This is a genomic window from Pleomorphomonas carboxyditropha (assembly GCF_002770725.1).
Taxonomy (GTDB): domain Bacteria; phylum Pseudomonadota; class Alphaproteobacteria; order Rhizobiales; family Pleomorphomonadaceae; genus Pleomorphomonas; species Pleomorphomonas carboxyditropha.
Genome location: NZ_NQVN01000001.1, coordinates 108,389 through 133,876 on the forward strand (window position 1 = coordinate 108,389; position 25,488 = coordinate 133,876).

At 67.6% G+C, this 25,488-nt stretch carries 26 protein-coding genes and 1 other RNA gene; 19 read left to right on the forward strand and 8 right to left on the reverse strand.

Features of this window, described 5'->3' with window-relative positions; translation table 11 throughout:
- Window positions 1-154 precede the first annotated feature (154 nt).
- The 4 genes from hflK (at window position 155) to CJ014_RS00490 (ending at window position 4,133) form a co-directional block, all read left to right on the forward strand.
- Window positions 155-1,273, forward strand: coding sequence for an FtsH protease activity modulator HflK (gene hflK / locus CJ014_RS00475; RefSeq protein WP_100078560.1), 1,119 nt, complete (start codon window positions 155-157; stop codon window positions 1,271-1,273).
- Window positions 1,273-2,187 (forward strand): protease modulator HflC, encoded by a 915-nt coding sequence (hflC, locus tag CJ014_RS00480; protein ID WP_100078561.1) that lies wholly within the window; start codon window positions 1,273-1,275, stop codon window positions 2,185-2,187. Before hflK ends, hflC begins: the two co-directional genes overlap by 1 nt.
- Window positions 2,188-2,194: 7 nt before the next feature.
- Window positions 2,195-2,383: a DUF2065 domain-containing protein gene (locus CJ014_RS00485; protein ID WP_100078562.1), complete on the forward strand. Its 189-nt coding sequence runs from the start codon at window positions 2,195-2,197 to the stop codon at window positions 2,381-2,383.
- A 193-nt stretch (window positions 2,384-2,576) separates the two neighbouring features.
- Complete coding sequence (locus CJ014_RS00490; RefSeq protein WP_100078563.1) at window positions 2,577-4,133, forward strand: Do family serine endopeptidase; 1,557 nt, start codon at window positions 2,577-2,579, stop codon at window positions 4,131-4,133.
- A gap of 126 nt (window positions 4,134-4,259) precedes the next feature.
- Here the strand turns inward: CJ014_RS00490 and CJ014_RS00495 are convergent, their stop codons facing one another.
- Window positions 4,260-4,856 (reverse strand): TetR/AcrR family transcriptional regulator, encoded by a 597-nt coding sequence (locus CJ014_RS00495; protein WP_425351879.1) that lies wholly within the window; start codon window positions 4,854-4,856, stop codon window positions 4,260-4,262.
- Window positions 4,857-5,028: 172 nt separating this feature from the next.
- Here CJ014_RS00495 and CJ014_RS00500 point away from each other — a divergent pair, with 172 nt between their 5' ends.
- Genes CJ014_RS00500 through CJ014_RS00510 form a run of 3 tightly spaced genes read left to right on the forward strand, consistent with a single transcriptional unit; the run spans window position 5,029 to window position 9,606 of the window.
- A complete protein-coding gene (locus CJ014_RS00500; protein ID WP_100078564.1) occupies window positions 5,029-5,244 on the forward strand; it encodes a hypothetical protein in 216 nt (71 codons plus the stop codon).
- On the forward strand, window positions 5,238-8,405 hold the full coding sequence (locus CJ014_RS00505; protein WP_100078565.1) for an efflux RND transporter permease subunit: 3,168 nt from the start codon (window positions 5,238-5,240) through the stop codon (window positions 8,403-8,405). The genes CJ014_RS00500 and CJ014_RS00505 overlap by 7 nt, the downstream gene beginning before the upstream one ends.
- Window positions 8,406-8,421: 16 nt before the next feature.
- Complete coding sequence (locus CJ014_RS00510) at window positions 8,422-9,606, forward strand: efflux RND transporter periplasmic adaptor subunit (protein WP_245426936.1); 1,185 nt, start codon at window positions 8,422-8,424, stop codon at window positions 9,604-9,606.
- A 225-nt stretch (window positions 9,607-9,831) separates the two neighbouring features.
- Here the strand turns inward: CJ014_RS00510 and CJ014_RS00515 are convergent, their stop codons facing one another.
- A complete protein-coding gene (locus CJ014_RS00515; RefSeq protein WP_100078566.1) occupies window positions 9,832-10,617 on the reverse strand; it encodes an NAD(P)H-dependent oxidoreductase in 786 nt (261 codons plus the stop codon).
- A 96-nt stretch (window positions 10,618-10,713) separates the two neighbouring features.
- Between CJ014_RS00515 and CJ014_RS00520 the strand changes: the two genes are divergently transcribed.
- Window positions 10,714-11,628, forward strand: a complete 915-nt coding sequence (locus CJ014_RS00520) for a LysR family transcriptional regulator (protein ID WP_100078567.1) — start codon at window positions 10,714-10,716, stop codon at window positions 11,626-11,628.
- Between the two features lie 213 nt (window positions 11,629-11,841).
- On the opposite strand, the gene CJ014_RS00525 is transcribed toward CJ014_RS00520, so the two are convergent.
- Genes CJ014_RS00525 through CJ014_RS00535 form a run of 3 tightly spaced genes read right to left on the reverse strand, consistent with a single transcriptional unit; the run spans window position 11,842 to window position 15,004 of the window.
- Window positions 11,842-12,855: a DUF4424 domain-containing protein gene (locus CJ014_RS00525; RefSeq protein WP_100078568.1), complete on the reverse strand. Its 1,014-nt coding sequence runs from the start codon at window positions 12,853-12,855 to the stop codon at window positions 11,842-11,844.
- A complete protein-coding gene (locus tag CJ014_RS00530; protein ID WP_100078569.1) occupies window positions 12,855-13,649 on the reverse strand; it encodes a thymidylate synthase in 795 nt (264 codons plus the stop codon). The genes CJ014_RS00525 and CJ014_RS00530 overlap by 1 nt, the downstream gene beginning before the upstream one ends.
- Before the next feature lie 32 nt (window positions 13,650-13,681).
- Window positions 13,682-15,004 carry a chloride channel protein gene (locus tag CJ014_RS00535; RefSeq protein ID WP_100078570.1) on the reverse strand — a complete coding sequence of 441 codons (1,323 nt, stop codon included), beginning with the start codon at window positions 15,002-15,004 and terminating at the stop codon, window positions 13,682-13,684.
- 113 nt (window positions 15,005-15,117) lie between these two features.
- Between CJ014_RS00535 and ssrA the strand changes: the two genes are divergently transcribed.
- Window positions 15,118-15,485: a transfer-messenger RNA gene (gene ssrA / locus CJ014_RS00540) on the forward strand.
- A 69-nt stretch (window positions 15,486-15,554) separates the two neighbouring features.
- Here ssrA and CJ014_RS00545 read toward each other — a convergent pair.
- Entirely contained in the window at window positions 15,555-16,076 is a 522-nt protein-coding gene (locus tag CJ014_RS00545) for a hypothetical protein (protein WP_100078571.1), read from the reverse strand.
- On the opposite strand from CJ014_RS00545, the gene CJ014_RS00550 reads away from it, so the two are divergent.
- From CJ014_RS00550 to CJ014_RS00575, 6 genes are all read left to right on the forward strand, one after another.
- Window positions 16,075-16,440, forward strand: coding sequence for a transcriptional regulator (locus CJ014_RS00550; protein WP_342588496.1), 366 nt, complete (start codon window positions 16,075-16,077; stop codon window positions 16,438-16,440). The two genes, CJ014_RS00545 and CJ014_RS00550, sit on opposite strands and share 2 nt — an antisense overlap.
- A complete protein-coding gene (locus CJ014_RS00555) occupies window positions 16,440-16,856 on the forward strand; it encodes a type II toxin-antitoxin system PemK/MazF family toxin (RefSeq protein WP_100078573.1) in 417 nt (138 codons plus the stop codon). Before CJ014_RS00550 ends, CJ014_RS00555 begins: the two co-directional genes overlap by 1 nt.
- A gap of 351 nt (window positions 16,857-17,207) precedes the next feature.
- Complete coding sequence (locus CJ014_RS00560; RefSeq protein WP_100078574.1) at window positions 17,208-17,810, forward strand: SspB family protein; 603 nt, start codon at window positions 17,208-17,210, stop codon at window positions 17,808-17,810.
- 7 nt (window positions 17,811-17,817) lie between these two features.
- Complete coding sequence (locus CJ014_RS00565; RefSeq protein ID WP_100078575.1) at window positions 17,818-18,030, forward strand: DUF4169 family protein; 213 nt, start codon at window positions 17,818-17,820, stop codon at window positions 18,028-18,030.
- The gene (locus CJ014_RS00570) at window positions 18,027-18,254 is read left to right on the forward strand and encodes a ribbon-helix-helix domain-containing protein (RefSeq protein WP_100078576.1); all 228 of its coding nucleotides are present in this window, start codon (window positions 18,027-18,029) and stop codon (window positions 18,252-18,254) included. The genes CJ014_RS00565 and CJ014_RS00570 overlap by 4 nt, the downstream gene beginning before the upstream one ends.
- An 11-nt stretch (window positions 18,255-18,265) precedes the next feature.
- Window positions 18,266-19,054 carry a TSUP family transporter gene (locus tag CJ014_RS00575; RefSeq protein ID WP_100078577.1) on the forward strand — a complete coding sequence of 263 codons (789 nt, stop codon included), beginning with the start codon at window positions 18,266-18,268 and terminating at the stop codon, window positions 19,052-19,054.
- 172 nt (window positions 19,055-19,226) lie between these two features.
- Here the strand turns inward: CJ014_RS00575 and serB are convergent, their stop codons facing one another.
- The gene (serB, locus tag CJ014_RS00580; protein WP_165790693.1) at window positions 19,227-20,117 is read right to left on the reverse strand and encodes a phosphoserine phosphatase SerB; all 891 of its coding nucleotides are present in this window, start codon (window positions 20,115-20,117) and stop codon (window positions 19,227-19,229) included.
- 14 nt (window positions 20,118-20,131) lie between these two features.
- On the opposite strand from serB, the gene miaA reads away from it, so the two are divergent.
- The 4 genes from miaA (at window position 20,132) to CJ014_RS00600 (ending at window position 24,606) form a co-directional block, all read left to right on the forward strand.
- Complete coding sequence (miaA, locus tag CJ014_RS00585; RefSeq protein WP_245426939.1) at window positions 20,132-21,070, forward strand: tRNA (adenosine(37)-N6)-dimethylallyltransferase MiaA; 939 nt, start codon at window positions 20,132-20,134, stop codon at window positions 21,068-21,070.
- 251 nt (window positions 21,071-21,321) lie between these two features.
- Window positions 21,322-23,088 carry an acetolactate synthase 3 large subunit gene (locus tag CJ014_RS00590; protein WP_100078580.1) on the forward strand — a complete coding sequence of 589 codons (1,767 nt, stop codon included), beginning with the start codon at window positions 21,322-21,324 and terminating at the stop codon, window positions 23,086-23,088.
- 59 nt (window positions 23,089-23,147) lie between these two features.
- The gene (gene ilvN / locus CJ014_RS00595) at window positions 23,148-23,705 is read left to right on the forward strand and encodes an acetolactate synthase small subunit (RefSeq protein ID WP_165790694.1); all 558 of its coding nucleotides are present in this window, start codon (window positions 23,148-23,150) and stop codon (window positions 23,703-23,705) included.
- 151 nt (window positions 23,706-23,856) lie between these two features.
- Entirely contained in the window at window positions 23,857-24,606 is a 750-nt protein-coding gene (locus CJ014_RS00600) for a pyridoxine 5'-phosphate synthase (RefSeq protein WP_100078581.1), read from the forward strand.
- Between the two features lie 164 nt (window positions 24,607-24,770).
- Here CJ014_RS00600 and CJ014_RS00605 read toward each other — a convergent pair whose 3' ends face one another.
- On the reverse strand, window positions 24,771-25,484 hold the full coding sequence (locus tag CJ014_RS00605) for an aspartate/glutamate racemase family protein (protein ID WP_100078582.1): 714 nt from the start codon (window positions 25,482-25,484) through the stop codon (window positions 24,771-24,773).
- Window positions 25,485-25,488: the final 4 nt, after the last annotated feature.

Consider the following 25,488-nt stretch of genomic DNA (forward strand, 5'->3'; position numbering starts at 1 on the left):
CAAATGGCGTTTGATCTGTATGCGCATTGATGACAGGGGTCTCGCCTCCTATGATCGCCGCACCAGACGAAGCCGGAGCGGTTTCCGGTTGGGCGGCATCGCCCGACCGATGTGAAAACGCTCCAGATTTTCATATTCGGAGGAAGGTATCCATATGCCCTGGAGCAATCAGAGTGGTGGCGGCGGCTGGAAAGGCGGCGGCAATGGACCGTGGGGGCAGCCGCCCCGGGGACCGCAGGGCGGCGGCGGTAACGAGCCCCCCGATCTCGAGGAGTTGCTCCGGCGCGGACAGGACAAGATCCGGCGTCTGCTTCCCGGCGGCGGCCGGCCCGGACCGGGCGAGCCCACCGGCCTGATGACGGCGCTGCCGTTGATCGCCATCGCCGCCGTCGGCTTCTGGCTCTACCAGAGCATCTACGTCGTCCAGCCGGACGAGGTGGGCGTCGAGCTGTTCTTCGGCAAGGTCAAGCCGGAGCTCAACGAGCCGGGCATCCATTTCGCCTTCTGGCCGATCGAGCAGGTCGAGACGCCGGCTCTCCTCAAGGAAAACCAGGAAGTGCTCGGCGGCGGGGCGACGGCCGGCACCGACTCGATCATGCTGTCGGGCGACCAGAACCTCGTCAGCGTCGAGTTCTCGGTGCTCTGGCGCATTTCCGACCCGGTCAAGTATCTGTTCCGCGTCGGCGACCAGCCGGACATCGTCCGCAAGGTGTCGGAATCGGTGATGCGCGAAGTGGTCGGCCGCACCCGCGCCGACGAGTTCCGCACCACCGGCCGCGAGGCGGCCCAGACGGCGGTGCGCGAGCGCATCCAGCAGACGCTCGACGCCTATGACGCCGGCGTGTCGATCACCGCCGTCAACGTCACCCGCGCCGACCCGCCGCTCGAGGTGCAGGACGCCTTCGGCGAGGTGCAGCGCGCCCAGCAGGACCAGGACAAGTTCAAGCAGGACGCCCAGGCCTACGCCAACAAGCGGCTCGGCGAGGCGCGCGGCGAGGCATCGCAGATCCGCGAGGCGGCGCTCGGCTACCGCGACCAGGTGATCGCCGAGGCGACCGGTGGCGCGCAGCGCTTCACCTCGGTCTACCAGCAATACGTCAAGGCGCCCGACATCACGCGCGAGCGCCTCTATCTCGAGACCATGGAGAGCGTGTTCTCCAGGACCAACAAGGTGATCCTCGACAGCGGTTCCACCCAGGGCGTGCTGCCCTACCTGCCGCTGCCCGAAATCGGGCGTCCGACGACCCCCTCCAGCACGGGAGCCGCCCAGTGATGCGCACGATCGCCTTGCCCTTCGTCCTGATCGCCATCGCGGTCATCGCGCTGATCGTCTATTCGTCGACGTTCATCGTCACCGAACGCGATCAGGCCATCCAGTTGCGCTTCGGCGAGATCCAGAGGGTGATCACCGAGCCCGGCATCTATTTCAAGCTGCCGACCAACGCCGTCGACAGCGTGCAGATCATCGACAGGCGCCTCAACACCATCGAGATCGACAACAACGTCGTGCAGGTGCGCGACAGCCGCCAGTATGTGGTGGACGCCTTCGCGGCCTACCGCATCGTCAACGGCAGGGCGTTCCGCGAAAGCGTCACCGGCAACATGGCGGTGGCCGAGACGCGCATCCGGACCCGCCTCGATTCGGCGTTGCGCCGCGTCTACGGCACGCGTTCGTTCGGCGACGCGCTCTCCGAGGAGCGCGGGGCGATGATGCGCGAAGTGGCGGAGTTCGTCCGTCCGGAGGCGGCCAACCTCGGCATCGACATCGTCGAGCTCAGGATCCGCCGCACCGAGCTGCCGAACAACGTTCTCGAGCAGACCTACGACCGCATGCGGTCCGAGCGTCTCGCCGAGGCGGCCGAGCTGCGCGCCGAAGGCACGCAGGAGGCGGCCCGCATCCGCGCCGAGGCCGACCGTCAGGCGACGGTGCTTCTGGCCGAAGCGCGGCGCGACGCCGACATCCTGCACGGCGAGGGCGATGCCGAACGCAACCGCATCTTCGCGGAAGCCTACGGCGCCGACCGGAGCTTCTTCGAGTTCTACCGCTCGATGCAGGCCTACGCGTCGTCGCTGGCCAGCGGCACCACCATGCTGCTGAAGCCGGACTCGGAGTTCTTCCGCTATTTCCGCGGACCGACCGGGTCGCTGCCCGAGGTGTCGACGCCGGCCGCCGCGGTCCAGCCGTGAGGTCGCCTTGAACGACTTCCTGGTCGCCGTCGGCCTGATGGCCGTCCTCGAGGGGCTGCTCTACGCGGCAGCCCCTTCACTGATGCGCAAGGGCATCCGCCAGATGCTGGAAGCCTCCGACGTCTGGCTCAGGACCGGCGGCATCGCCGCCATGGCGGTGGGCGTCGCCGTCATCTGGGCGGTGCGCGGCGGGTGATCTTGCCGAACGGGCGGGGTTTGTCTCCATCCGTGAAACGGATTATGACTCCGCCGAATGCGTGGGCAGGCCGCTTGGCCGCGCCTTCCGGAGCAAGGACCTATCGGCCTTTGCTCCGGCTTTTGGTTTAGCGTCCGCGTTGCCCGAGACGTCCGTCGTTCTCGGGTCGGCGCTCCAGGGGAGGAAGACCTCTATGGTCTCATGGATCAGGACAGTGCCGGGCGCCGGATGGCGACGCGGACCGGGCCTTGCGGCACTGACGCTCGCGGCGGCGCTTGCCCTTACGGGCGCCGGGCCGGCCGCCGCCGAGCAGGGACCGGATTCGGTCGCCGATCTCGCCGAGAAGCTGATCGGCGCGGTGGTCAATATCTCGACCACCCAGACGGTGGCCGAGACGCGGCAGGTGCCGCTGCCGCAGGTGCCGGAAGGCTCGCCCTTCCAGGACTTCTTCGACGAATTCTTCGACAAGAACGGCAAGGACGGCGGCAACGGCGGCAACGGCGACGGCGCCGACAACGGCGATAACGGCGGCGACGAGGGCGGCGGCGACGAGGGCAGCGATCCGCGCAAGGTGCAGTCGCTCGGCTCCGGCTTCGTCATCGATCCCTCCGGCATCATCATCACCAACAACCACGTGATCGAGGATGCCGACGAGATCGTCGCCAACTTCTCCGACGGCACCAAGCTGAAGGCCGAACTGGTCGGCCACGACGCCAAGACCGACCTCGCGGTGCTGCGCGTCAAGCCGGACAAGCCGCTCACCGCCGTCAAGTTCGGCGACAGCGAGCACATGCGCGTCGGCGACTGGGTGATGGCGATCGGCAACCCGTTCGGCCTCGGCGGCACGGTGACCACCGGCATCATCTCGGCGCGCAACCGCGACATCAATTCCGGCCCCTACGACAACTACATCCAGACCGACGCGGCCATCAACCGCGGCAACTCCGGCGGTCCGCTGTTCAACGAGGTGGGCGAGGTGATCGGCATCAACACCGCCATCATCTCGCCGTCGGGCGGCTCGATCGGCATCGGCTTCGCCATTCCCTCGGAGATCGCCGTCGGCGTCGTCGACCAGTTGCGCGAGTTCGGCGAGACCCATCGCGGCTGGCTCGGCGTCAACATCCAGGAGGTGACCGACGATCTGGCGGAAAGCCTCGGCATCGCCAGCCCGCAGGGCGCCCTGGTGGCCGGCGTCACCGAGGGCGGGCCGGCGGCGGTGGCCAAGGTGGAGCCGGGCGACGTCATCGTCGCCTTCGACGGGCACGCCATCAAGACCATGCGCGAGCTGCCGCGCCTCGTCGCCAACACGGCGGTGGGCAAGGAAGTGTCGATCACGCTGATCCGCAAGGGCAAGGAGCTGACGCTTCCCGTCAAGCTCGGCCGCCTCGACGAGGGCGAGAAGGTCGCCGCGGCGAAGGGCGACGAGCCCAAGGCCGAGCCGCCGAAGGATCAGACGAAGATCCTCGGCCTGACGCTCGGCGCGCTCGACGACGGCGCCCGCGAAAAGTACCACTTCAACGCCGAGGTGAAGGGCGTCCTGGTCAGCGCCGTCGATCCGGCCAGCGCGGCGGCCGAAAAGGGCATCGCGGCCGGCGACCTGATCGTCGAGGTGGCGCAGGAGGAGGTGCTGTCGCCCGAGGACGTCGCCAAGACCGTCGACAAGCAGAAGGGCATGGGCCGCAAGTCGGTGCTGCTTCTGGTCTCCAACGCCGGCGGCGACCTGCGCTTCATCGCGGTGAAGATCGACTGACGGACGCGCCGTTTCGAAAAGACGTGCGGCCGGTTCCGGATGGGACCGGCCGCTTTCGTTGGGAAAGGGCGATCGCGCCACAAGGCGGGCAAGGCCGGCCGGTTACGGGCGTTTGGCCGTCGTCCGCTAGTCCCGGGCGGCCTGGGCGCCGGCGGCGGCGCTGAAGGAGGCGATCACCGCTTCGGCGATCGTCACGAAATTGGCCGAGGCGCCGTCCGGGCCGACGGTGCGGCGGTTGACCCGCGCCCCTTCCAAGAGCAGGCCGAGTGCGTCGGCCAGCCGTTCCGCCTCGACGATGCCGGCGGCGCGGCAGAGCGCCGCCAGCCGGTTGCGCTGCTCGTGCTTGAAGGCCTCCACCACCAGCCGCGCCGGGTGGTCGGGCTCCGGCAGCTCGAAGGCGGCGGTGAGGAGATCGCAGCCGCCGCCTTCCATGCTGGCGTAGGAGGCGACGGCGCGCACCCATTCGTGCAGTTGCGCCATGCCGTCGCCGGGATGGGCGGCCTCAAGATCCCGCCAGAAGGGTTCGACGCCGCTCGCGGTGTCGCGCAGGCATTCGGCGATCAGCTCGTCCTTGGAGCCGAAATGGCGGTAGAGCGTCATCTTGTTGGTGCCGGCCTCTTCGGCGATGGCGTCGACGCCGACGCCGCGAATGCCGTGCTTGCGGAACAGGAGCTGCGCCGTGTCGATGATCCGGTCGCGCGGCCGTTTCACGCACTCGCTCACCAATTCGTCATTTCCCATCATGCCAAGGCGCCTTGACGCCCATGTTACCGACCTGTAACGTTTGACCCGTTACTGACAGGTAACACCCCACCCCAATGACGTCAAGGCCAGCTCCCCCGGGTGCGGCATCGACCTTATGCGCCTTTCGTATCAGGGCTGAAGGAGACTTGGCATGAAGAAAGAACTCACGCTCGACGAGCTGCTTGCCGACCCGCTCGTGCTGACCGTCATGCGCGCCGACCGGGTGCACCCCGGCCACGTCGGGCGGGAGCTCAGGGCGGTCGGCCGCCGGCTGAACAACGGCCCAGGTTTCAAAAACGGCGCAGCCAGCCAGGCGGTTCCCGCCTGGCTGGCGGCCGGCCGGCAGGGCGAGGCTTGCGCATGGTAAGCTTCTTCACCGAGCGCCCGATCTTCGCGTCGGCCATCGCCATCATCATGGTGCTGGCCGGCGCCATCTGCTACCTGCTCTTGCCGGTCGCCCAGTTTCCCGACATCTCGCCGCCGCAGGTGGTGGTCTCCGCCCATTATCCCGGCGCCAGCGCCCAGGTGGTGGCCGACACGGTGACCACGCCGCTCGAGCAGCAGATCAACGGCGTCGAGGGCATGACCTACATGTCGTCGACCAGCTCCAACGACGGCTCGTCGACCATCACCGTCACCTTCAACGTCGGCTACGACATCAACACCGCCGCCGTCGACGTGCAGAACCGGGTGTCGCAGGCCTCGTCGTCGCTGCCGGCTATCGTCAACCAGTCGGGCGTCTCGGTCAAAAAGCAAAACCCCAACTTCGTGCTGATCGTCAACCTGACCTCGCCCGACGGTTCGGTCGATCCGGTGGCGCTCAGCAACTACGCGGCGCTGCAAATCCTCGACCCGCTGAAGCGCGTGCCCGGCGTCGGCGACGTGCAGGTGTTCGGCGAGCGGCGCTATTCGATGCGCATCTGGCTCGATCCCGACAAGCTCGCCAACCTCGGCCTCACCGCCGTCGACGCGCAGCAGGCGATCGCCGAGCAGAACGTCCAGGTGGCGGCCGGCAAGATCGGCCAGGCGCCGGCACCAAGCGGCACCGCCTTCGAGATGCAGGTCAACGCCGTCGGACGCCTGAGCGACCCGGCCGAGTTCGGCGAGATCGTATTGCGCGCCGACGGGCCGAGCGGCGCCGTGGTGCGCCTGAAAGACGTCGCCCGCATCGAGCTCGGCGCGCTGCAATATTCCTCGTCCGCCTTCTTCGGCAAGGATCCCACCGTGGCGCTGGGCGTGTTCCAGATGCCGGGGTCGAACGCGCTCGCCCTTCAGGAAGGCGTCAAGGCCAGGATGGAGGAGCTGAAGGCCCGCTTCCCGGCCGGCATCGCCTACGCCATCCACTACGACACCACGACCTTCGTGCAGGCGTCGATGGACGACGTGTTGAAGACGCTCGGCGAGGCGCTGGTGCTGGTCATCGCCGTGGTGTTCATCTTCCTGCAGAGCTGGCGCACCACCGTCATTCCCGCCATCGCCATTCCGGTGTCGCTGGTCGGCACGCTGGTGGTGATGGAGCTCCTGGGTTTCTCGCTCAACATGCTGAGCCTCCTCGGCATGGTGCTGGCGATCGGCCTCGTCGTCGACGACGCCATCGTGGTGGTGGAGAACGTCGAGCGGCAGATCGAGGCCGGCCTCAAGCCGCTCGAAGCCACCCGCAAGGCGATGAGCGAGGTGACCGGGCCGATCATCGCCACCACGGCGGTGCTGATGGCGGTGTTCATCCCCGTCGCCTTCATCCCCGGCGTCACCGGCCAGCTCTACAACCAGTTCGCGCTGACGGTGGCGATCTCCGTCGGCATCTCCGCCTTCAATTCGCTGACGCTGAGCCCGGCGCTGTCGGCCGCCTTCCTGCGCCACCAGGGGGCGACGCGTTTTGCGCCGTTCCGCTGGTTCAACGCCGGATTCCATGTGATGTCGCACGCCTATGCCGCCAGCGTCGGCCTGCTGGTGAAGCTGCGCTACGTGGTGCTGGCGCTGTTCGTCGTCGCGCTCGGCGCCACCTATTGGCTCTGGAACCGCATTCCCTCCACCTTCCTGCCGGTCGAGGACCAGGGCTATTTCTTCGTGGTGGTGCAACTGCCCGACGGCGCCTCGCTGGAACGCACCAACAAGGTGGCCGAACAGGTGCGCGACATCCTGGAAAAGACGCCGGGCGTCGAGATCGTCGGCGCCATCTCCGGCCTCAACTTCCTGACCTCGGCGGCGCAGTCCAACTCGGCCGTTGAGTTCGCCATCCTGAAGCCGTGGGAGGAGCGCGGGCCGGAGCAGAACGCCTCACGCATCGTCGAGGAGGTCCGTCCCAAGCTGATGGCCATCCCCGACGCCTTCGCGCTCTCCTTCGATCCGCCGTCGATCCCCGGCCTCGGCGCCACCGGCGGCTTCGAATTCCAGGTGAAGGACCTGACCGGCCGCGGCAGCCAGGCGCTGAACGACGCGACGCAGGCGCTGCTCGCCGCCGCCCGCCAGCAGCCCGAGCTCAACGCCCAGCAGATGTTCACGAGCTTCGGCACCTCGACGCCGCAATTCGTCTACGATCTCGACCGCAACAAGGCCAAGCTCCTCGGCCTCAGCCTGCCGGACATCTTCAACACGCTGCAGATCTATCTCGGCTCGCTCTACGTCAACGACTTCAACCTGTTCGGCCGCACCTTCCGCGTCACCTTGCAGGCCGACGAGGCGGCGCGCTCGACGCCCACCGACCTGACGCGCCTCTACGTGAGGAATGCCAGCGGCGGCATGGTGCCGCTCTCCACCCTCGGCGAACTCAGGCCGACGGTGGGGCCGGAGACGGTGCCGCACTACAACTCCAACGCCTCGGCGCTGATCAATGGCGGCCCGGCGCCCGGCTTCTCGTCGGGGCAGGCGATCGCCGCCATGGAGCGGGTGGCGCAGGAGAGCCTGCCGCGCGACTTCGGCTACGAGTGGACCGGCATCACCTTCCAGGAGCTGAAGGCGGGGTCGGTGGCGACGGCGGTGTTCGTGCTGGCGCTGGTGTTCGTGTTCCTGATCCTGGCCGCGCAATACGAGAGCTGGACCATGCCCTTCGTGGTGCTGCTCACCGTGCCCCTGGCGCTGTTCGGCGCGCTCGGCGCCATAGAGCTGCGCGGCATGCAGATCGACGTCTACTCGCAGATCGGCTTCGTCATGCTGATCGGCCTCGCCGCCAAGAACGCCATCCTGATCGTCGAGTTCGCCCGCCGGCGGCGCGACGACGGGCTCGGCGTCGTCGAGGCGGCGACCGAGGCGGCCCGGCTGCGCCTCAGGCCCATCCTGATGACGGCGCTGGCCTTCATCCTCGGCGCGGTGCCGCTGATGATCGCCACCGGCGCCGGCGCCGCCAGCCGGCAGTCGCTCGGCACGGCGGTGGTCGGCGGCATGCTGGCGGCGACGCTGCTGACGATGGTGTTCACGCCGGTGTTCTACGTGATGATCGAGCGCCTCAGGGAGCGCATGAACCCCGCCGCCGTCAATCACGGCGATTCCCATCAGTCCCCCGATTCCCATCAGGCCCAGGCGGCCGAATGAACGGAGTTTTTCCGCCATGCGTTTCCTGAAGAGACGACCCATCAGTTCGCTCCTGAGCGTCGCCGTGGTCGGCGCCGGCGCCAGCCTGCTGCATCCGGAGGTGCGGGACTACCTGCACTTGTCGAGTCTTGCCGCCGAGCCGGCGGCCGAGACCGCTCAGGCCGCGCCGCCGGCCATGCCGGTTCCGGTGGAGCGGGTGAGCCGGCGCACGCTGCCGGTCTATCTCGACTACCCCGCCCGCACCGAGGCGATCCGCTCGGTGTCCTTGCAGGCCAAGGTCACCGGCTATCTCGAGGAGCAGACCGTCGCCGACGGCGCCGACGTCAAGGCGGGCGACGTGCTCTACGCCCTCGACGGCCGCGACTTCGAGACGGCGCTCGATCAGGCGAAGGCGCAGCTCCAGCGCGACAATGCCCAGGTCGACTATCTGCGCTCCAACCTCGCCCGCGGCGAGGCGCTGTCGCAGAAGGGCTTCCTCGCCAAGGACGGCTTCGACCAGCGGACCAGCGCGCTGCGCCAGGCCGAGGCGGCGGTGGCCATCTCCAGCGCGGCGGTGCAGGCGGCCGAGCTCGACATCGAGCGCTCTGTCCTCCGCGCGCCGTTCGCCGGCCGGGTGGGCCGCAGCGCCGCCTCGGTCGGCACGCTGGTCACCTCGGGCAATACCGTGCTCAACACGCTGGTGCAGCTCGACCCGATCTACGTGACGTTCAACCCGAGCGAGAAGGAACTCGCTTCCATCAAGGCGGCGCTCGCCAAGGGCGAGGTGACGGCCGAAATCAGCCTGCCCGGCGCCGAGGGGAGCGATAACGACAGGCATTATGCCGGCAAGCTGACCTTCGTCGACAACCGGCTCGACCCGTCGACCGGCACGGTGGCCGCACGCGCCACCATCGGCAACGGCACCTTCGACCTGCTGCCGGGCCAATACGTCCACCTCCGCCTCAGCGTCGGCGACGAGCCCAATGTGCTGATGGCGCCGCAGGTGGCGCTCGGCTCCAGCCAACTGGGAAAATTCCTCTACGTGGTCGGCAAGGACGGCAAGGTCGAGCAGCGCATGGTGGAGATCGGCCGCACCGACGGCGATCAGGTGGCGGTGCTCTCCGGCCTTGCCGAAAACGATCTCATCATCTCCGGCAACCTGCAGAAGATCTGGCCGGGCGTGCCGGTCGAGCCGCTGCCGGTGAAGGTTGCCTCGCGGTAATCCGCCGACACCCGCGAGCGACATCCCCGCCGCCACCTCGCGAGAGGCTGGCGGCGGTGGTGTTTTGGGGAATCGAATGAGTTGCACACGCCCCTCCTCAGGCGATCGCCCTCTCGCCGTCGCCCTGCCACCTCAGAGATGTGTGCATGCCATGGCGTCTTCGCGGGAATGAGAGCATGATGGCAGCGATCGCGAGCGATCAGCCACGTACTCCATATCTATCATTTACCCCTTCTCGCTGACGTGCAGCCCGAAGCCCGACATTCCCGCGCCCAGCCCCTCCCGCAGCTCCATCGTCGGTATCTCATAATCCCCGCCGTTCTGGCGTCGGTAGGCGATGGGCGTTGTCGTTTCCAGCGTCCGCATCCGCTCGCGCAAGCCCTCGGCCGCCGCCTCGAAGCGGGCTGCGTCGAAGCGGTCGGCGCTGTAGGTGACGAAGGGCGGCAGCACGTCGTAGCCGGGGTAATAGAGAATGCCGTGGTTGATCGGGAACAACAGGTCGTCGATCGGGCCGTTGACGCCGCGCGGACCGTAGTGCTCCCGCCAGCCGCCGGCCGTCACGATCAGCATGGCGCGCTTGCCGGCCATCCTGCCCTCGCCGTAGCGGTCGCCCCAGCGCCTGTCGCTGTGCTCGCCGACGCCGTAGGCGAAACCATAGGCGAACACCCTATCCACCCAGCCTTTCAGGATGGCGGGCATGGTGAACCACCAGAGCGGGAATTGCAGGATCAGCGCATCGGCTGAGATGAGCTTGTCGATTTCGGCCTTCACGTCCGCCGTCAGCGTGTCGGTCGCATAGGCCTGCCTGGAGGCCGCGACCGGCAACAGTCGTTCGTCTGGTGCGAGCGCCGGGAAGTCCGCCCGGTCGATCTCCGATTTCCAGCCCATAGCGTAGAGGTCGGACAGCAGAACCTCATGGCCATCGGCCTCAAGCTGGGCGATCGCCACGTCGCGCAGCGAGGCGGTGAGCGATTGCGGTTCGGGGTGGGCGAAGACGAGAAGAACCTTCATGGCAGGACATCCGGTTGCCGTTGTTGCTGACCGGCAAGCTAGCCCCGCCGCGAATGATCCGGTATATAGCGGCAGTGAATAGGATATTGCCGAATAATGGATAAATCGGACGTCACGCTCGAACGCATGCGCACCTTCGTCCGCGTCGCCGAGCGCGGCAATCTCACGGCCGTGGCGCGGGAGCTCGGCACGGGCCAGTCGACCGTCACCCGCCACCTCAGCGAGCTGGAAGAGGCGGTCGGTGCGCCGCTCCTCAGCCGCACCACCCGTCGCGTCGCCATGACCGAGGAAGGCAGCCGCTACTACGATCAGTGCGTCCAGATTCTCCGGCTGGTCGAGCAGGCGGGCGAGGAACTGCGCGACACGCGCGGCGCCCCCGCCGGCACCATCCGCGTTTCCTGCACCGCCGCGCTCGGCGTTCTGCACATCACGCGGCTGCTCCTGGCCTTTCAGGCGCGCTACCCCGATATCCGCATCGACCTCAGCCTGACCGACGAACGGATCGACCTCGTCAAGGAGGGCGTCGACATCGCGATCCGCCTGGGGCCGCTCACCGACAGTTCGATGAAACTGCATCCCCTCGGCGAAAGCACCCGGCTGCTGGTGGCCGCGCCGGCCTATCTCGCCGCGTACGGCCGGCCGGAAAAGCCCGGCGACCTCGCCGGATACAACGTCATCCGCATGTCGAACGTCGCCGGCAGCGAAACCCTGACGCTCATGGGGCCGGACGGCAGGACGCACGCCGTTCCGGTGACGGGAAATCTCCGCGTCGATCACGGGCTGGCCGCGCGGGAAGCCTTCCGGGCCGGCCGCGGCATCGGCCCCACCCATCGCTGGCTGGTCGACGACCTCCTCGAGAGCGGCGAGCTGGAGCCGCTGTTGCCGGACCATGCGCTCACGCCGACGCCGCTCAACATGCTGATCGTGCCGGAACGCGCCAAAGTGGCCCGCGTCCGCCTGTTGATCGATTATCTGGCGCAGGAGGCATCGGCTCTGCCGGGGATCGATTGAACGCCCGGTTGGCGAATAAGCTCACATGCCCAAGGGCGCCCTATATTCCCCTCTCGCCCTTTTCGGCCCGAGGTCCTGCGCCTGCGCGCAGGATGACGCCTTATTCTTTTGTTTTCATTATATAAATCTGTCATCCCCGCGAAGGCGGGGACCTCGGGCAGGATAGGGCGATCGGCCGATATCGACCTCCCCCCCTCCGTCTTTGCCATGCCTTCAGTCGGTCGGGCGGTTCACCAGGGCGATGTCGATGTCGCGCTCGGGGTAGAAGTCGTCGGCGGTCAGCTCGAAGGTGGTGGGGCCGGTCTTCTCGACGCCGTCGCCGCAGAAGGACACCAGCGTGTCGGGATCGCCCTTGTCGACCGTCAGGTGGAAGCGGCCGATGGTGCCGCCCCAGTTGGCGCCGGTGGTCAGCACGTAGGAAATCCAGCTTTCCTGGAGGTAGGAATCCGCGGCCCTGGCGGCGTCGAGGCGGCTTGCCACCGCCTTGATGAAATCGTCGTCGAAGCAATAGCGCCGCTGCTCCCGCTCGAAGTCCTCGCCGGTAAACGGGGCATTTTCATCGGAGCCGATGAAGTTGAGGCCGGCGGTGGAGCCGACGCTCGGCGTGTAGCGGTGGGCGACGCGAATGTCGCGGCCGGCCGGGAAGGTGGTGCGCCACCAGTAGGTGGTCTTGAGCTTCCACACCGGCACGTAGTCGGTCTTCCAGCCGCTGCCGTCGTCATAGTCCATGGGAATGACGATGCCGCGGCTGATCCAGTCGGCGATCAGGTCCTTCGGCAGGGCGGCGAGCGCGTTGCCGGTGGCGTCGCCGAACGGCAGCAGCGGAACGCCGTGGTCCTGAAGCTCCCCGGTGACATCGACGTCGACGGCGAAGGCGTGGCGGTCGACTTCCGGCGTCACCGGCCGGCCGTCGACGGCCACCGAGAAGTTCATGAAGTTGTCGGAGTCCGGGTCGGGGACCGACACGATGAAATCGCCGCTGCCCTCGACGTCCGGCATGGGGAAGGCGACCACGGTGGTGCGGTCATGGTCGCCGCCGTTGTGGAAGACGTAATCGACGCGCACCTCTTTCGGCGAGATGTAGAGATCCTCGCTCTGCATGGTGACGTCGTCGGCGGTGACGAAGGTCAGGCCGCCGGCCGCCAGCTCCGCCATGGTGTCGTTGGCGTCGGCGAAAGTGGGCATGCCGGTCAGCAGAACGGCGATCCCGGCGGCGGGCAGTCTCATCACACGGCGACCTCGGCCTTGATGTGCGGATGCGGATCATAGCCCTCGATCGTGACGTGCTCGAATCGGAAATCGCGGACGTCGGTTATCCCTTCGGCGAGCTTCAGCCGGGGCAGGGGGCGCGGCGCCCGCGTCAATTGCAGGCGGGCCTGGTCGAGGTGGTTGCTGTAGAGATGGGCGTCGCCCAGCGTATGCACGAAGTCGCCCGGCCGAAGGCCGGTCGCCCGCGCCATCATGGCGGTGAGCAGCGCGTAGGAGGCGATGTTGAACGGCACGCCGAGGAATACGTCGGCCGAGCGCTGGTACATCTGGCAGGACAGGCGGCCGTTGGCGACATAGAACTGGATCAGCAGGTGGCAGGGTGGCAGCGCCATCTTCGGCACGTCGGCCGGGTTCCAGGCGGCGACGATCATCCGCCGGGAATCGGGATTGCGGCGGATCGTCTCCTGCACCTCGGCGATCTGGTCGATGGTGCCGCCGTCCGGCGTCGGCAAGGAGCGCCACTGGTGACCGTAGACGGGGCCGAGGTCGCCGCGCTCGTCGGCCCACTCGTCCCAGATGGAAACGCCGTTGTCCTTCAGGTACCGGATGTTGGTGTCGCCCTGCAGGAACCAGATCAGCTCGTGGACGATCGACTTGATGTGCAGCTTCTTGGTGGTGAGAAGCGGGAAGCCGTCGGCGAGGTCGAAGCGCATCTGATGGCCGAACACCGACAGCGTGCCGGTGCCGGTGCGGTCCTCCTTGGGCGTGCCGGTGTCGAGGATGAGCTTCAGGAGATCGAGATACTGCTGCATGACGGTCCGCCATCGTGACAGGGGCCGAAAGATTAGCCCGAGTCGGCCGGCGAGTCAGCCTTGGCCGGTGCGGCGAAGTTGCGGGCGAGGGCGTGATAGACGCCCTCCGGCGCGATCAGGCTGGAAATCTTGCCGGCGATCAGCGCCACCAGCATCAGCGGCAGCAGCATGGCGTGGTTGAGCGTCATCTCCTGGACGATCACCACCGAGGTCAGCGGCGCCTGCACCACCCCGGCGAGATAGGCGCACATGCCGAGCAGCGCGATGGCCGGGGCCGCGTCGACGTCGAGGAGGTGGGCGACGTCGAGCCCGAGGCCGGCGCCGATCGACAGCGACGGCGAGAAGATGCCGCCGGGAATGCCCGACAGCGTCGAGGCCAGCGTGGCGATGAGCTTGGCCGGGCCGTACCACAGGCCGACGTCGGCCGGCGTCTGGTGGATGGCGGCGCGCGCCGTCTCGTAGCCGGTGCCGCTGACGTCGCTGCCCGAGGCAAAGCCGAGGAGGGCGACCACAAGGCCGAGCAGGGCGGCGGTCACCACCGGACGGCGGCGGACGAAGGCGCCGGCCCGGCCCGGCAGGCCGCGCGACCAGGCGACGTTGAGGCGGTTGAACAGGCCGCCGAGCGCGCCGCCGACCACGGCGACCATGGGAACGGCGATCCAGGCGATGCCCGGCGCCAGCGTCACGTAGGACGAGCCGAAATAGGTGTAGTCGCCGAGCAGCATCTGGGCGGTCAGGCCGGCCAGCATCACCGTCATGATGACGATGCCGCTCGCCTTGCTGTCGAACGACCGGCTCAGTTCCTCGATGGCGAAGACGATGCCGGCGAGCGGCGTGTTGAAGGCGGCGGCGACGCCGGCCGCGCCGCCGGCCAGCAGCAGCGACGAGCGGCGGATGGACGCGACGCGGCCGGCCGCCTGCATGATGGCGGCGCCGACCTGCACGGTCGGTCCCTCGCGGCCGAGCGCCCCGCCGCTGAGGAGGCCGAGCAGCATCAGCAGGATCTTGCCGCCGGCGATCCGGAGCGAGACGAGGTGCTCCGACGGCTCGGCGGGTTGCAGCTTGCGGGCGGCGATCACCTGGGGAATGCCGCTGCCCTGCGAGCCGGGAAACAGCCGGCGGGCGAGAAAGCAGGAGAGCGCGAAGCCGGCCGGCGTGACGATCAGCGGCAGCCAGGGCAGCGCCGCGACACCCGCGCGGAAGGCGGCCTGGGCGAGGTCGGCGGCGCGGGCCATCAATACGGCGGCGATGCCGACGCCGATGCCGCCGGCCAGGAACAGCATCTGGCGGCGGAGGTGGGCCGCCTCGGCGCGCGAATAGCGGGCATAGACTTTCGGGCGATGCAGTCGCGGCATGGGGGCTCGCCGGTTCGGTGCGTTTCAGGCGCTTCTATCGGCCCCGGAGCGGCGTCCGGTCAAGGCGGCGGGGCGCATGGCGGCGTCCCGCGATGGGGACGGATCGTTTGCCGCCTCTTCACAGGCGGGCCGCTTCACCCTATATGTCTTCCTGCCGGAGCAATCCGGCTATGGTGATAAACGGACTGCGTAATAAACCATTCGGACCCGGGGGCGGTACCCGGCGCCTCCACCCAAGGCCTTGCGAGCCACCTTGTGGGCAAGGCCTTCGGCGGGGGCGAAATAGGATCGACGGGGGCGTAAAGGCGGCTCTTTCACTCGGCATTGTACCACCGTTATCGGGCTAAACCTATAGTTGCGAATGACAACTATGCTCCGGTGGCCGTCGCCGCGTAATGCGGCGCCCAAACTGGGAATCAAGCCCTGAGGGGTAGCACCTTCAGGCGGGGTTCGGAGGCACCTGGCAACAGAAGCCTCCACTCAATCCTTTTCCATAAGATATTGATCTTGCTGCGAAGGCACTTCGCGGTGTTGGGCCTTTCGCGTCGGCTCAGATCCTCTTGATCACTAAAAAATCGTCTCTCGGCACGTACCACCAGCGTGCGCGAGGCTTTGCATCCGGAAACCGAAGCCGGAACTGTCCGGCGAAGCGGTGACGCCTCGGGACCATCTCGACGCGGTGGATCTGGTGGAAATCGGCACTCCATTGCCTGAGGCGGATCTCGTAGAGGCCGGGACCGTCATATTCGATGACCGGCGGTTCGGACGACGAGGCCCGGGAAAAGATCAGGAAGCCGAAAACGCCGCATGGATCTTTGCCGGGGACCGACGGAAACGGACAGAAGTCGAATTCGGGAAAACTGGCGGCGGCGAGGCGCTGCGCCTCGGCAAGAAGGCAATGAAGCCGCTCGAAGCGAGAGGGGGCGGCCGAGGAGGCCACCGTTTCGGGGCCGAGAGGCGCATGAGGCAGCGCAAGTGCGGGCGTGACGGCGCCGGCCAGCTTGCCGATGAAGGCCCGACGGGAAAGCGGCGACAGGCCATGATCAAGTCTCCGTCGGATGACGTCGGGCATGGCTCCGCCTTTCACGCAAACGCATATTCATGGCGCACTCTGTGTGCTAGAAGTGGATCAGGCGATAGGAAACCTATCACTCAATGTCGATCGCGTCAATATCGGATCAGGTGATATGAATACGATCACTGGCGCCCAGCTAAGAGCTGGCAGGGCGCTTATTCGCTGGTCCGCAAACGACCTTGCAAAGGCGGCAAACGTTGGGGTTGCGACCATTCGACGAGCCGAAGCAACCGACGGCGCTGTTACAATGGTGCCTAACAATCTAGTGGCAATCCGCGCTGCGCTCGAAGCTGCCGGCGTCATCTTCGTCGATGCGAACGGCGAAGGGCCGGGCGTTCGATTGAAGAAAGTCCATGGCTGATGGCGATTCAATATCCCGTCAGTCCCGGAACCGTGCTTTTGTGCGACTATTCCAAAGGTGGCTTCCTTGAACCGGAAATGGTCAAGCGTCGTCCCGCCGTCGTAGTGTCGCCCCGGCTTCCCTACCGGGACAAGTTGTGCACCGTCGTGCCGCTGTCGGGTAGCGAACCGGAACGACCCGTTTCCTATGTCGCCCGGATCGATCTGGCGAGCCCGCTGCCGGCGCCATTCGAGCACAATGTCTGGTGGGCGAAGTGCGACATGCTGGCGACGGTGAGCTTCGACCGCCTCGATCTGTTCAGGACGGCCAGAGACCAGACCGGCAAGCGCAAGTATCTCCAACCGAAGCTGCCGGAGCCTGCGTTCCGCGCCATTCAGGAGGCGATTTTGGCGGCGCTCGGCATCCACAGGACTTGACTTTTGAACGGAAGGACTCACTTTAGAAGCGATTGCTCGTGACCTCGGTCATTGAGCCTCAAGACCCTGCAAGGGGCAGCCCCGCCACGGCGATTCCAAGCCTGGCGGGGTTCTTGTTTCGGGAGCGCACGGTCTCGCATATCGGCGCCCTCCGTCTTCGCCGCCGTGATCCGTGCCATGCCAGCGCCGCCATGCCGGCGATGCGCCGCCGCCGTCCATCCGCCGGGCTTGCGATTGCCGTCGGTTCGGGCCTGCCAAGCCGTTTACACCCTTGCGCCCGATGCTTTAGACTGTCGGGCGACGACGCGGCCGGATCGGTCGCCCCGCGGTTTTCCTCAAGGCGGAGCCTCAATGCCCAAGGACATGATCCGTTACGACGTTCTGGCTCAGGAGGCTTTCCGCGGCCTGGTGAAGAAGGTGCTGGCGGAAGTGGCGCACGCCGGCCTGCCGGGCGAGCATCATTTCTACATTATCTTCGATACCCGGGCGCCGGGCGTGCGCATTTCCGCCCGCCTCAAGGAGCGCTACCCGGACGAGATGACCATCGTCATCCAGCACCAGTATTGGGAGCTGGTGGTGGGCGAGACCAGCTTCGAGATCGGCCTTTCCTTCTCCGGCGTGCCGGAAAAGCTGGTGGTGCCGTTCGCGGCGATCCGCGGCTTCTTCGACCCGTCGGTGGAATTCGCGGTGCAGTTCCCGCTGGTCGACGAGAGCGGCAACGCCGCCGACATGCCCGGCGAGGGCCCACTCAAGGCGATCGGTCCGGCGGGCGGCGAGCCCAAGGTGGCGCCGCGCCCGGCCAGGGCGCCGGCCGCCAAGGCGCCGGCCAAGCCGGCGAAGCCGGCCGCCGAGACGGCCAAGGCGCCGGAAGAAGCCAAGCCGGAAGAGAAGCCGGACGACGAGCCCAAGGGCCCGACGGTGGTCTCGCTCGACGCCTTCCGCAAGAAGCCCTGAGGCGGCGATGGGCGACCTCGTCAACCTCCGCCGGGCGCGCAAGGACCGCGATCGCCGCCGCCGCGAGGACGAGGCGGCGGAGAATCGCGTCAAGTTCGGCCGGACCAAAGTGGAGAAGCTGACGGCCAGGGCGCAGGACGAGCTGGAGGCGCGCCGGCTCGACGGTCATCGCCTCGCTTCCCCCGCCGATCCGGAGCCGTCGCCGGATTCCTCGACATGAACGTCAAGCGGTCGCTGTCGCTGGCCGGCCACCGGACCAGCCTGGCGCTGGAGCCGGAGTTCTGGACGGCGGCCGAAAGCCTCGCCGGGCAGCGCGGCCAGAGCCTTGCCGCCTTCGTGCTCGACATCGACCGGACGCGCGGCGCCCGCAACCTGGCGAGCGCCGTCCGCGTGGCCGTGCTCGCCGACCTCACGGCGCCGCAACGCGCCGTTTCCTCCTCCTGAATGGGCGCATCTTGGTCGATCTCTCCCTGCATCTTCTGACGGCGCTGTTCTTCGCCGCCCTGCTCGCCGGCTTCATCGACTCGATCGCCGGCGGTGGCGGCCTGATCACCGTGCCGGCGCTGATGCTGGCCGGCTTCTCGCCGATCCAGTCGCTCGGCACCAACAAGCTGCAATCGCTGTTCGGCTCGGCGTCGGCGACGCTGGCCTATACGCGGGCGGGGCAGGTCGACCTCAGATCGCAGTTGCCGATGGCGCTGATGTCCGGCGGCGGCGCCGTGCTGGGGGCATTGCTCGCCACCGTGCTGCCGGGCGACTGGCTGCGCGTCGTGCTGCCGGTGATGCTGATCGCCATCGCCGTCTATTTCGCCTTGAGGCGCGGCCTCAACGACCAGGATCGCCACGCCCGGCTGACGCCCTTGCTGTTCACCCTGACCTTCGTGCCGGTGATCGGCTGCTACGACGGCCTGTTCGGGCCGGGCACCGGCTCGTTCTTCATGCTGGGCTTCGTGTCGCTGGCCGGCTTCGGTCTCCTGAAGGCGACGGCGCATACCAAGCTGTTGAACTTCGCCAGCAACGTCGGCGGCTTCCTGGTGTTCCTGGCGTCCGGCGTGGTGTTCTGGAAGCCCGGCCTCGTCATGGGCGTCGGCCAGTTCCTCGGCGCCCAGATCGGCTCGCGGCTGGCCGTCCGGGGCGGCGCCAGGATCATCCGGCCGCTGCTGGTGATCACCTGCATCGGCCTCGCCATCCGCCTGCTCGCCGATCCCGCCAATCCTGTGCGGATGTGGGTGATGGGGCTTTAGGCGAGCCCTATATTCGCGTTGTGCCTCTTTCTGCCTGAGGTCCCCGCCTGCGCGGGGATGACAATCTATATATTTGTTTTATTTATATAAATCTGTCATCCCCGCGCAGGCGGGGACCTCAGGCAGGATAGAACGAGAGGCTGATATAGGTCGCTCTTGTGGCCGAAGAAGCCTACACCGTCGCGAAGTCCTCGCGGGCAAAGCCTTGCAGGTAGAGCACGGCGGTGAGGTCGGCGTGGCGGATCGACACCTGGGCCGCCTCGGCCACCTTCGGCTTGGCGTGGAAGGCGACGCCGAGGCCGCTTTCGTTGATCATGTCCAGGTCGTTGGCGCCGTCGCCGATCGCCACCGTCTCGTGATGGGCGAGGCCGCGCGCCTCCCGGAGCTCGATCAGCGTGGCAAGCTTGGCCGCCTTGCCGAGGATCGGCTCGGCGACGAGGCCGGAGAGACGGTCGCCCTCGGTCATCAGGCAGTTGGAGCGGTCCTCGTCGAAGCCGATCTTGTCGCGGATACGGTCGGTGAACAGGGTGAAGCCGCCGGAGACCAGCGCCGTGTAGGCGCCGTGCGCCCGCATGGTGCCGATCAGCTCGCGGCCGCCCGGCGTCAGCGTGATGCGTTCGCGCAGCACCTCGTCGATGACGCCGGTGTCGAGCCCCTTCAGCAGGGCGACCCGCTCGCGCAGCGCCGGCTCGAAGGCGATCTCGCCGCGCATCGCCCGTTCGGTGATGGCGGCGACGTGCTCCTTGAGGCCGACGAAGGCGGCGAGCTCGTCGATGCATTCCTGGCCGATCATGGTGCTGTCCATATCGGCGACGAGCAGCTTCTTGCGCCGCCCCTCGGCGGGAAGCACGGCGAAATCGACGGCCGCCTCGCCGATCACCTCGGCAATTCGATGCACCGCCTCGTTATGGGAGAGATAGTCGCCGACGGCGATATCGGCGGCGATTCCCTCGGCCAGCACCTTGTGGGCGTCGCCGCCCAGCCGCCGCGACAGGCTGGCGATCAGGCCATCGGTCACTTGCGGATCGGCCGGAGATGAGACAAGCGTTGCGACGAGCGACATGGGAGGCTCCAGGCGTGACGGCGGAGACAGCGGAAAGACGAGCGGTTCTGATAGCCGGCCCGACGGCGAGCGGCAAGTCGGCTCTGGCGCTTGCCGTCGCCGAACGTTGCGGCGGCGTGGTGATCAACGCCGATTCGATGCAGGTCTATCGCGAGCTGCGCATCCTGACGGCCAGACCGTCGCCAGAGGACGAGGCGCGGGCGCCGCACCGCCTCTACGGCCATGTCGGCAGCGGCGACGGCTATACCGTTGCCCGCTATCTCGACGATCTCGAAGGGGTGCTGAAAGAGACGGCCGGCCGGCCGGCGGTGATCGTCGGCGGCACCGGCCTCTATTTCAACGCCATGACGCAGGGCCTTTCCGACGTGCCGCCGATCGACGAGCGGGTACGCGCCTTCTGGCGCGAGCGGGCGCGGACGACGAGCCCGGCGGCGCTGCACCGGGAACTGGCGGTGGTCGACCCGGTGCTCTACGGCCGGCTGCATCCCAACGACACGCAGCGCGTGCTCCGGGCGCTGGAGGTGGCCGACAGCACGGGCCGGCCGCTCTCCGAGTGGCAGGAGAAGCGGTCGCGACCGCCGATTTCCGGCGGGCGCATCGCCCGCGTCGTCATGGCGCCGGCCCGCGACTGGCTGCACGACCGCATCGACGAGCGCTTCCGCGCCATGGCGGCGGGCGGCGGGCTCGACGAGGCGCGGGCCTTTTCCGCCCTCGGTCTCGACCCGGCGCTGCCGGCCATGAAGGCGATCGGCGTGCCGGACATGATGGCGGCGGCGCGGGGAGAGGTCGCCGTCGAGGAGGCCATCGAGGCGGCGGTGACGGCGACGCGGCAATATGCCAAGCGGCAGGAAACCTGGTTCCGCAACCAGATGGCCGACTGGCCGCGCCTCGATCCGGCGGCGGCGCGACATTTTGTTGCGGTGGCCGACGATATCGCGCAACGAATGAAATAGGCTCTTGACCGGCCTGCCGGCTGCCGCTAGGTTGCCGGCCATTCCGGGGCGGTCCCGGCGTTCGAACCAGAGGGCGGCATGCGTTTCTCGTCGGTAGTACTTAGATGGCGCACCGTGTCGGAGGTCTCTCACTGAGATCTGCCGGTCAGTCATGGTGCGCGGAAGTCGGGTCCCTAACGGGGCCTTTTTTATTACCCGAAAAACGCAGTAAAAGCCCGGGACGACGGGACGAGAGCTTGAGGTAACAGGCGATGACACGGCAGATGACAGGCGCGGAAATGGTCATCCAGGCGCTGATCGATCAGGGCGTCGACACCATTTTCGGTTACCCGGGCGGCGCGGTGCTGCCGATCTTCGACGAGCTGTTCCAGCAGGAAGACGTCCGCCACATCCTCGTCCGCCACGAGCAGGGCGCCGGCCATGCCGCCGAAGGGTATGCCCGCTCCACCGGCAAGGTGGGCGTGGCGCTCGCCACCTCCGGCCCCGGCGCCACCAACATGGTGACGGCGCTGACCGACGCACTGCTCGATTCGATCCCGATGGTCTGCATCACCGGCCAGGTGCCGACGACGCTGATCGGCACCGACGCCTTCCAGGAGGCCGACACCGTCGGCATCACCCGGCCCTGCACCAAGCACAACTGGCTGGTCCGCCGCATCGAGGACCTGCCGGCCATCCTGCACGAGGCGTTCCGCATCGCCACCACCGGCCGCCCCGGCCCGGTGCTGGTCGACATCCCCAAGAACATCCAGTTCCAGACCGGCACCTACGAGAACTGCAAGGACAAGGCGCTGACGCAGTATCATCCGGCGGTGAAGGCGCCGGACGCCGCCATCCGCGAGGCCGTCGAGCTGATGGCCGCCGCCAAGAAGCCGATCCTCTACACCGGCGGCGGCGTCATCAACTCCGGCCCCAAGGCGGTGGCGCTCCTCCGCGATTTCGTCAAGCTGACCGGCTTTCCGATCACCTCGACGCTGATGGGCCTCGGCGCCTACCCGGCCTCGGGCAGGAACTGGCTCGGCATGCTCGGCATGCACGGCACCTACGAGGCCAACCTCGCCATGCACGACTGCGACGTCATGGTGTGCGTCGGCGCCCGCTTCGACGACCGCATCACCGGCCGCATCGACGCCTTCTCGCCCAATTCCAAGAAGATCCACATCGACATCGACCCGTCGTCGATCAACAAGAACGTCGTCGTCGACCTGCCGATCGTCGGCGACGTCGGCCATGTGCTGGAAGACCTGATCGCCGCCTGGAATGCCCGCAAGCCGGTGCAGGACAAGGCGGCGCACGCCGCCTGGTGGAAGCAGATCGACGGCTGGCGGGCGAAGAAGTGCCTGACCTACCGTCCCTCGGCCGAGGCGATCATGCCGCAATACGCCATCGAACGCCTGCATGCGCTGACGGCCGGCCGCGACACCTACATCACCACCGAGGTCGGCCAGCACCAGATGTGGGCGGCGCAATATTACCATTTCGACGAGCCGAACCGCTTCATGACGTCGGGCGGCCTCGGCACCATGGGCTACGGCCTGCCGGCGGCGATCGGCACCCAGCTCGCCCATCCCGGCGCGCTGGTGATCGACATCGCCGGCGACGCGTCGATCCAGATGAACATCCAGGAGATGTCGACGGCGGTGCAGCATAACGCGCCGGTCAAGGCGTTCATCCTCAACAACCAGTACATGGGCATGGTGCGCCAGTGGCAGCAACTGCTGCACGGCAACCGGCTCAGCCATTCCTACGTCGATTCCCAGCCCGACTTCGTGCGCCTCGCCGAGGCCTATGGCGCCGTCGGCATCCGCTGCTCGAAGCCGGCCGACCTCGACGACGCCATCGAGGAGATGATCCGCATCGACCGCCCGGTGCTGTTCGACTGCCATGTCGTCAGCCTCGCCAACTGCTTCCCGATGATCCCCTCGGGCAAGGCGCACAACGAGATGCTGCTCGGCGCCGACGTGTCCGACGAGGAGATCGAGACGGCCATCGGCACCGCCGGCAAGGTTCTGGTGTGAGGCGCGGCTGCTGACGCAACCCCTCGCATCCTTCGCAACGCTTTATCGGAATTGACATCATGATGATCGTCGCAGGTCAGTCCCAGTCCGCCTACTTCCTCGAGGAAGAGCTTCCCTCCACCGAGCGCAGCCACACGCTGTCGGTGCTGGTCGACAACGAGCCCGGCGTTCTCGCCCGCGTCGTCGGCCTGTTCTCGGGCCGCGGCTACAACATCGAAAGCCTCACCGTCTCGGAGATCGAGCACTCCAGCCACATGTCGCGCATCACCATCGTGACGACGGGCCGGCCGCCGGTCATCTCGCAGATCATGCATCAGCTCGGCCGTCTGGTGCCGGTGCACAAGGTGGTCAACCTTACCTGGGCCGGCGACGCGCTGGAGCGCGAGCTGGCCCTGGTCAAGGTGTCCGGCAAGGGCGAGATCCGCGACGAGGCGCTACGCCTCGCCCAGGCGTTCAGCGCCCGCATCGTCGACGCCACGCTGGACTCCTACGTGTTCGAGATCACCGGCGCGCCGGCCGACATCGACCGCTTCGTCGGCCTGATGAAGGACTGCGGCCTGGTGGAGCTCGCCCGCACCGGCCTGGCGGCGCTCGCCCGCGGCAGGACGGGCATCTGAGGCATATGGCCGGCACCATGGCGGAACTGCCTGTCGGCCTCTCGCCCGGCCGGCGGTTGCGTCTGCCGGCGTTCACGGTCGCCTGAAGGCTGCTTGTGCGGTGAGGGCGAGCGGACTATCGTCGCGCGTCCCAAATTTCAGGCCGCACGCGATGACCCACACCAAGCTTTCCGTCAACGTCAACGCCATCGCCCATCTGCGCAACCGGCGCGACCTGCCGTGGCCGTCGGTCGCCGGCCTTTCCCGCATTGCCCTCGAAGCGGGCGCCGCCGGCATCACCGTGCATCCGCGCCCGGACGAGCGGCACATCCGCCGCACCGACGTGTTCGCCTTGCAGGAGATGCTGCGGACCGACTGGCCGGGCCGCGAATACAATATCGAGGGCTATCCGACCGAAGAGTTCCTGAAGCTCTGCGAGGCGGCCCGCCCCGATCAGGTGACGCTGGTGCCCGACATGCCCGGCCAGAACACCTCCGACCACGGCTGGGACTGCGTCACCAACCAGTCCTTCCTGTCGGACGTGGTGCGGCGCATCCAGGGCCAGGGCATGCGCGCCTCGGTCTTCATCGACGCCGATCCGACGCAGGCGGCGGCCGCCGCGCTGACCGGCACGCGGCGCATCGAGATCTACACCGGCCCCTATGGCCACAGCTTCGACCCCGCCGAGCAGCGGGCGCGGCTCGAGGAGGTGGCGGTGACCGCCGACGCGGCGGTCAAGCTCGGCATGGCGGTCAACGCCGGCCACGACCTGACGCTCGACAACCTGCCGCCGCTGGTCAAACGGACGCCGCATATCGCCGAGGCGTCGATCGGCCACGCGGTGATCGCCGACTGCCTGATCTACGGCATGGCTGAAACGGTGCGCCGCTACCGCTGCGCGCTGGGTGACGCCGACGCGTGAGCGCGTGGGGGTGCCCGATATTTTCGGTGTGCCCCTGTCTGCCTGAGGTCCCCGCCTGCGCGGGGATGACAGCTTATATTGTTGATTTTATTATATAGTTCTGTCATCCCCGCGCAGGCGGGGACCTCAGGCAGGATAGGGCAAGACGCCGATATAGGGTGCCCTTACTCCGCAGCCGCTTTCATCTGTCCCGCCAATGCGAAATCCACCGCGGCGGCGGCGTGGATCGCGGTGCTGTCGTACCCGGGCAGCGGCAGGGCATCGGGATCGAGCAGCAGGCAGATTTCCGTGCAGCCGAGGATGACCGCGTCGCAGCCGTCGTCCTTCGCCCTGGCGATCAGGTCGAGGAAGGCGGCGCGCGAATCGTCGCGGACGACGCCGGCGCACAGTTCGTTGAAGATCACGTCGTGAACCACGGCTCGTCCCGCCTCGCCGGGCGTGGTCATGGCAAGGCCGTGGGCGGCCATGCGGCGGGCATAGAAGCCCTGTTCCATGGTGTAGCGGGTGGCGAGCAGCAGCGGCCGGCGGACGCCGGCGGCGGTCAGCGCCTTGGCCGTCTCGTCGATGATGTTGAGGAGCGGGATCCGGACGGCGGCGGCCACCTCGTCGGCGACGAGATGCATGGTGTTGGTGCAGATCAGCGCGCAATCGGCGCCGGCCCGCTCAAGCCCTTGCGCCGCCTTGCCGAGGCGCGCGGCGGCATCGTCCCAGCGTCCGGCCGTCTGAAGGTCGACCACCGGCTGGAAGTCGACGGAATGCAGGACGATCTCGGCCGAATGCAGGCCGCCGAGACGCGCCCGCACCGCCTCGTTGATCATCTTGTAATAGACGACGGTGCTCTCGAAGCTCATGCCGCCGATGAGGCCGATGGTGCGCATGACG

Bases quoted from the DNA above. Each gene is read 5' to 3' on its own strand.
- hflK (WP_100078560.1), top strand. From the start codon at position 155: ATGCCCTGGAGCAATCAGAGTGGTGGCGGCGGCTGGAAAGGCGGCGGC.
- hflC (WP_100078561.1), top strand. From the start codon at position 1,273: ATGCGCACGATCGCCTTGCCCTTCGTCCTGATCGCCATCGCGGTCATC.
- CJ014_RS00490 (WP_100078563.1), top strand. From the start codon at position 2,577: ATGGTCTCATGGATCAGGACAGTGCCGGGCGCCGGATGGCGACGCGGA.
- CJ014_RS00500 (WP_100078564.1), top strand. From the start codon at position 5,029: ATGAAGAAAGAACTCACGCTCGACGAGCTGCTTGCCGACCCGCTCGTG.
- CJ014_RS00505 (WP_100078565.1), top strand. From the start codon at position 5,238: ATGGTAAGCTTCTTCACCGAGCGCCCGATCTTCGCGTCGGCCATCGCC.
- CJ014_RS00510 (WP_245426936.1), top strand. From the start codon at position 8,422: ATGCGTTTCCTGAAGAGACGACCCATCAGTTCGCTCCTGAGCGTCGCC.
- CJ014_RS00515 (WP_100078566.1), bottom strand. From the start codon at position 10,617: ATGAAGGTTCTTCTCGTCTTCGCCCACCCCGAACCGCAATCGCTCACC.
- CJ014_RS00520 (WP_100078567.1), top strand. From the start codon at position 10,714: ATGGATAAATCGGACGTCACGCTCGAACGCATGCGCACCTTCGTCCGC.
- CJ014_RS00525 (WP_100078568.1), bottom strand. From the start codon at position 12,855: ATGAGACTGCCCGCCGCCGGGATCGCCGTTCTGCTGACCGGCATGCCC.
- CJ014_RS00530 (WP_100078569.1), bottom strand. From the start codon at position 13,649: ATGCAGCAGTATCTCGATCTCCTGAAGCTCATCCTCGACACCGGCACG.
- CJ014_RS00535 (WP_100078570.1), bottom strand. From the start codon at position 15,004: ATGCCGCGACTGCATCGCCCGAAAGTCTATGCCCGCTATTCGCGCGCC.
- CJ014_RS00550 (WP_342588496.1), top strand. From the start codon at position 16,075: ATGGCTCCGCCTTTCACGCAAACGCATATTCATGGCGCACTCTGTGTG.
- CJ014_RS00545 (WP_100078571.1), bottom strand. From the start codon at position 16,076: ATGCCCGACGTCATCCGACGGAGACTTGATCATGGCCTGTCGCCGCTT.
- CJ014_RS00555 (WP_100078573.1), top strand. From the start codon at position 16,440: ATGGCGATTCAATATCCCGTCAGTCCCGGAACCGTGCTTTTGTGCGAC.
- CJ014_RS00560 (WP_100078574.1), top strand. From the start codon at position 17,208: ATGCCCAAGGACATGATCCGTTACGACGTTCTGGCTCAGGAGGCTTTC.
- CJ014_RS00565 (WP_100078575.1), top strand. From the start codon at position 17,818: ATGGGCGACCTCGTCAACCTCCGCCGGGCGCGCAAGGACCGCGATCGC.
- CJ014_RS00570 (WP_100078576.1), top strand. From the start codon at position 18,027: ATGAACGTCAAGCGGTCGCTGTCGCTGGCCGGCCACCGGACCAGCCTG.
- serB (WP_165790693.1), bottom strand. From the start codon at position 20,117: ATGTCGCTCGTCGCAACGCTTGTCTCATCTCCGGCCGATCCGCAAGTG.
- CJ014_RS00590 (WP_100078580.1), top strand. From the start codon at position 21,322: ATGACACGGCAGATGACAGGCGCGGAAATGGTCATCCAGGCGCTGATC.
- ilvN (WP_165790694.1), top strand. From the start codon at position 23,148: ATGATGATCGTCGCAGGTCAGTCCCAGTCCGCCTACTTCCTCGAGGAA.
- CJ014_RS00600 (WP_100078581.1), top strand. From the start codon at position 23,857: ATGACCCACACCAAGCTTTCCGTCAACGTCAACGCCATCGCCCATCTG.
- CJ014_RS00605 (WP_100078582.1), bottom strand. From the start codon at position 25,484: ATGCGCACCATCGGCCTCATCGGCGGCATGAGCTTCGAGAGCACCGTC.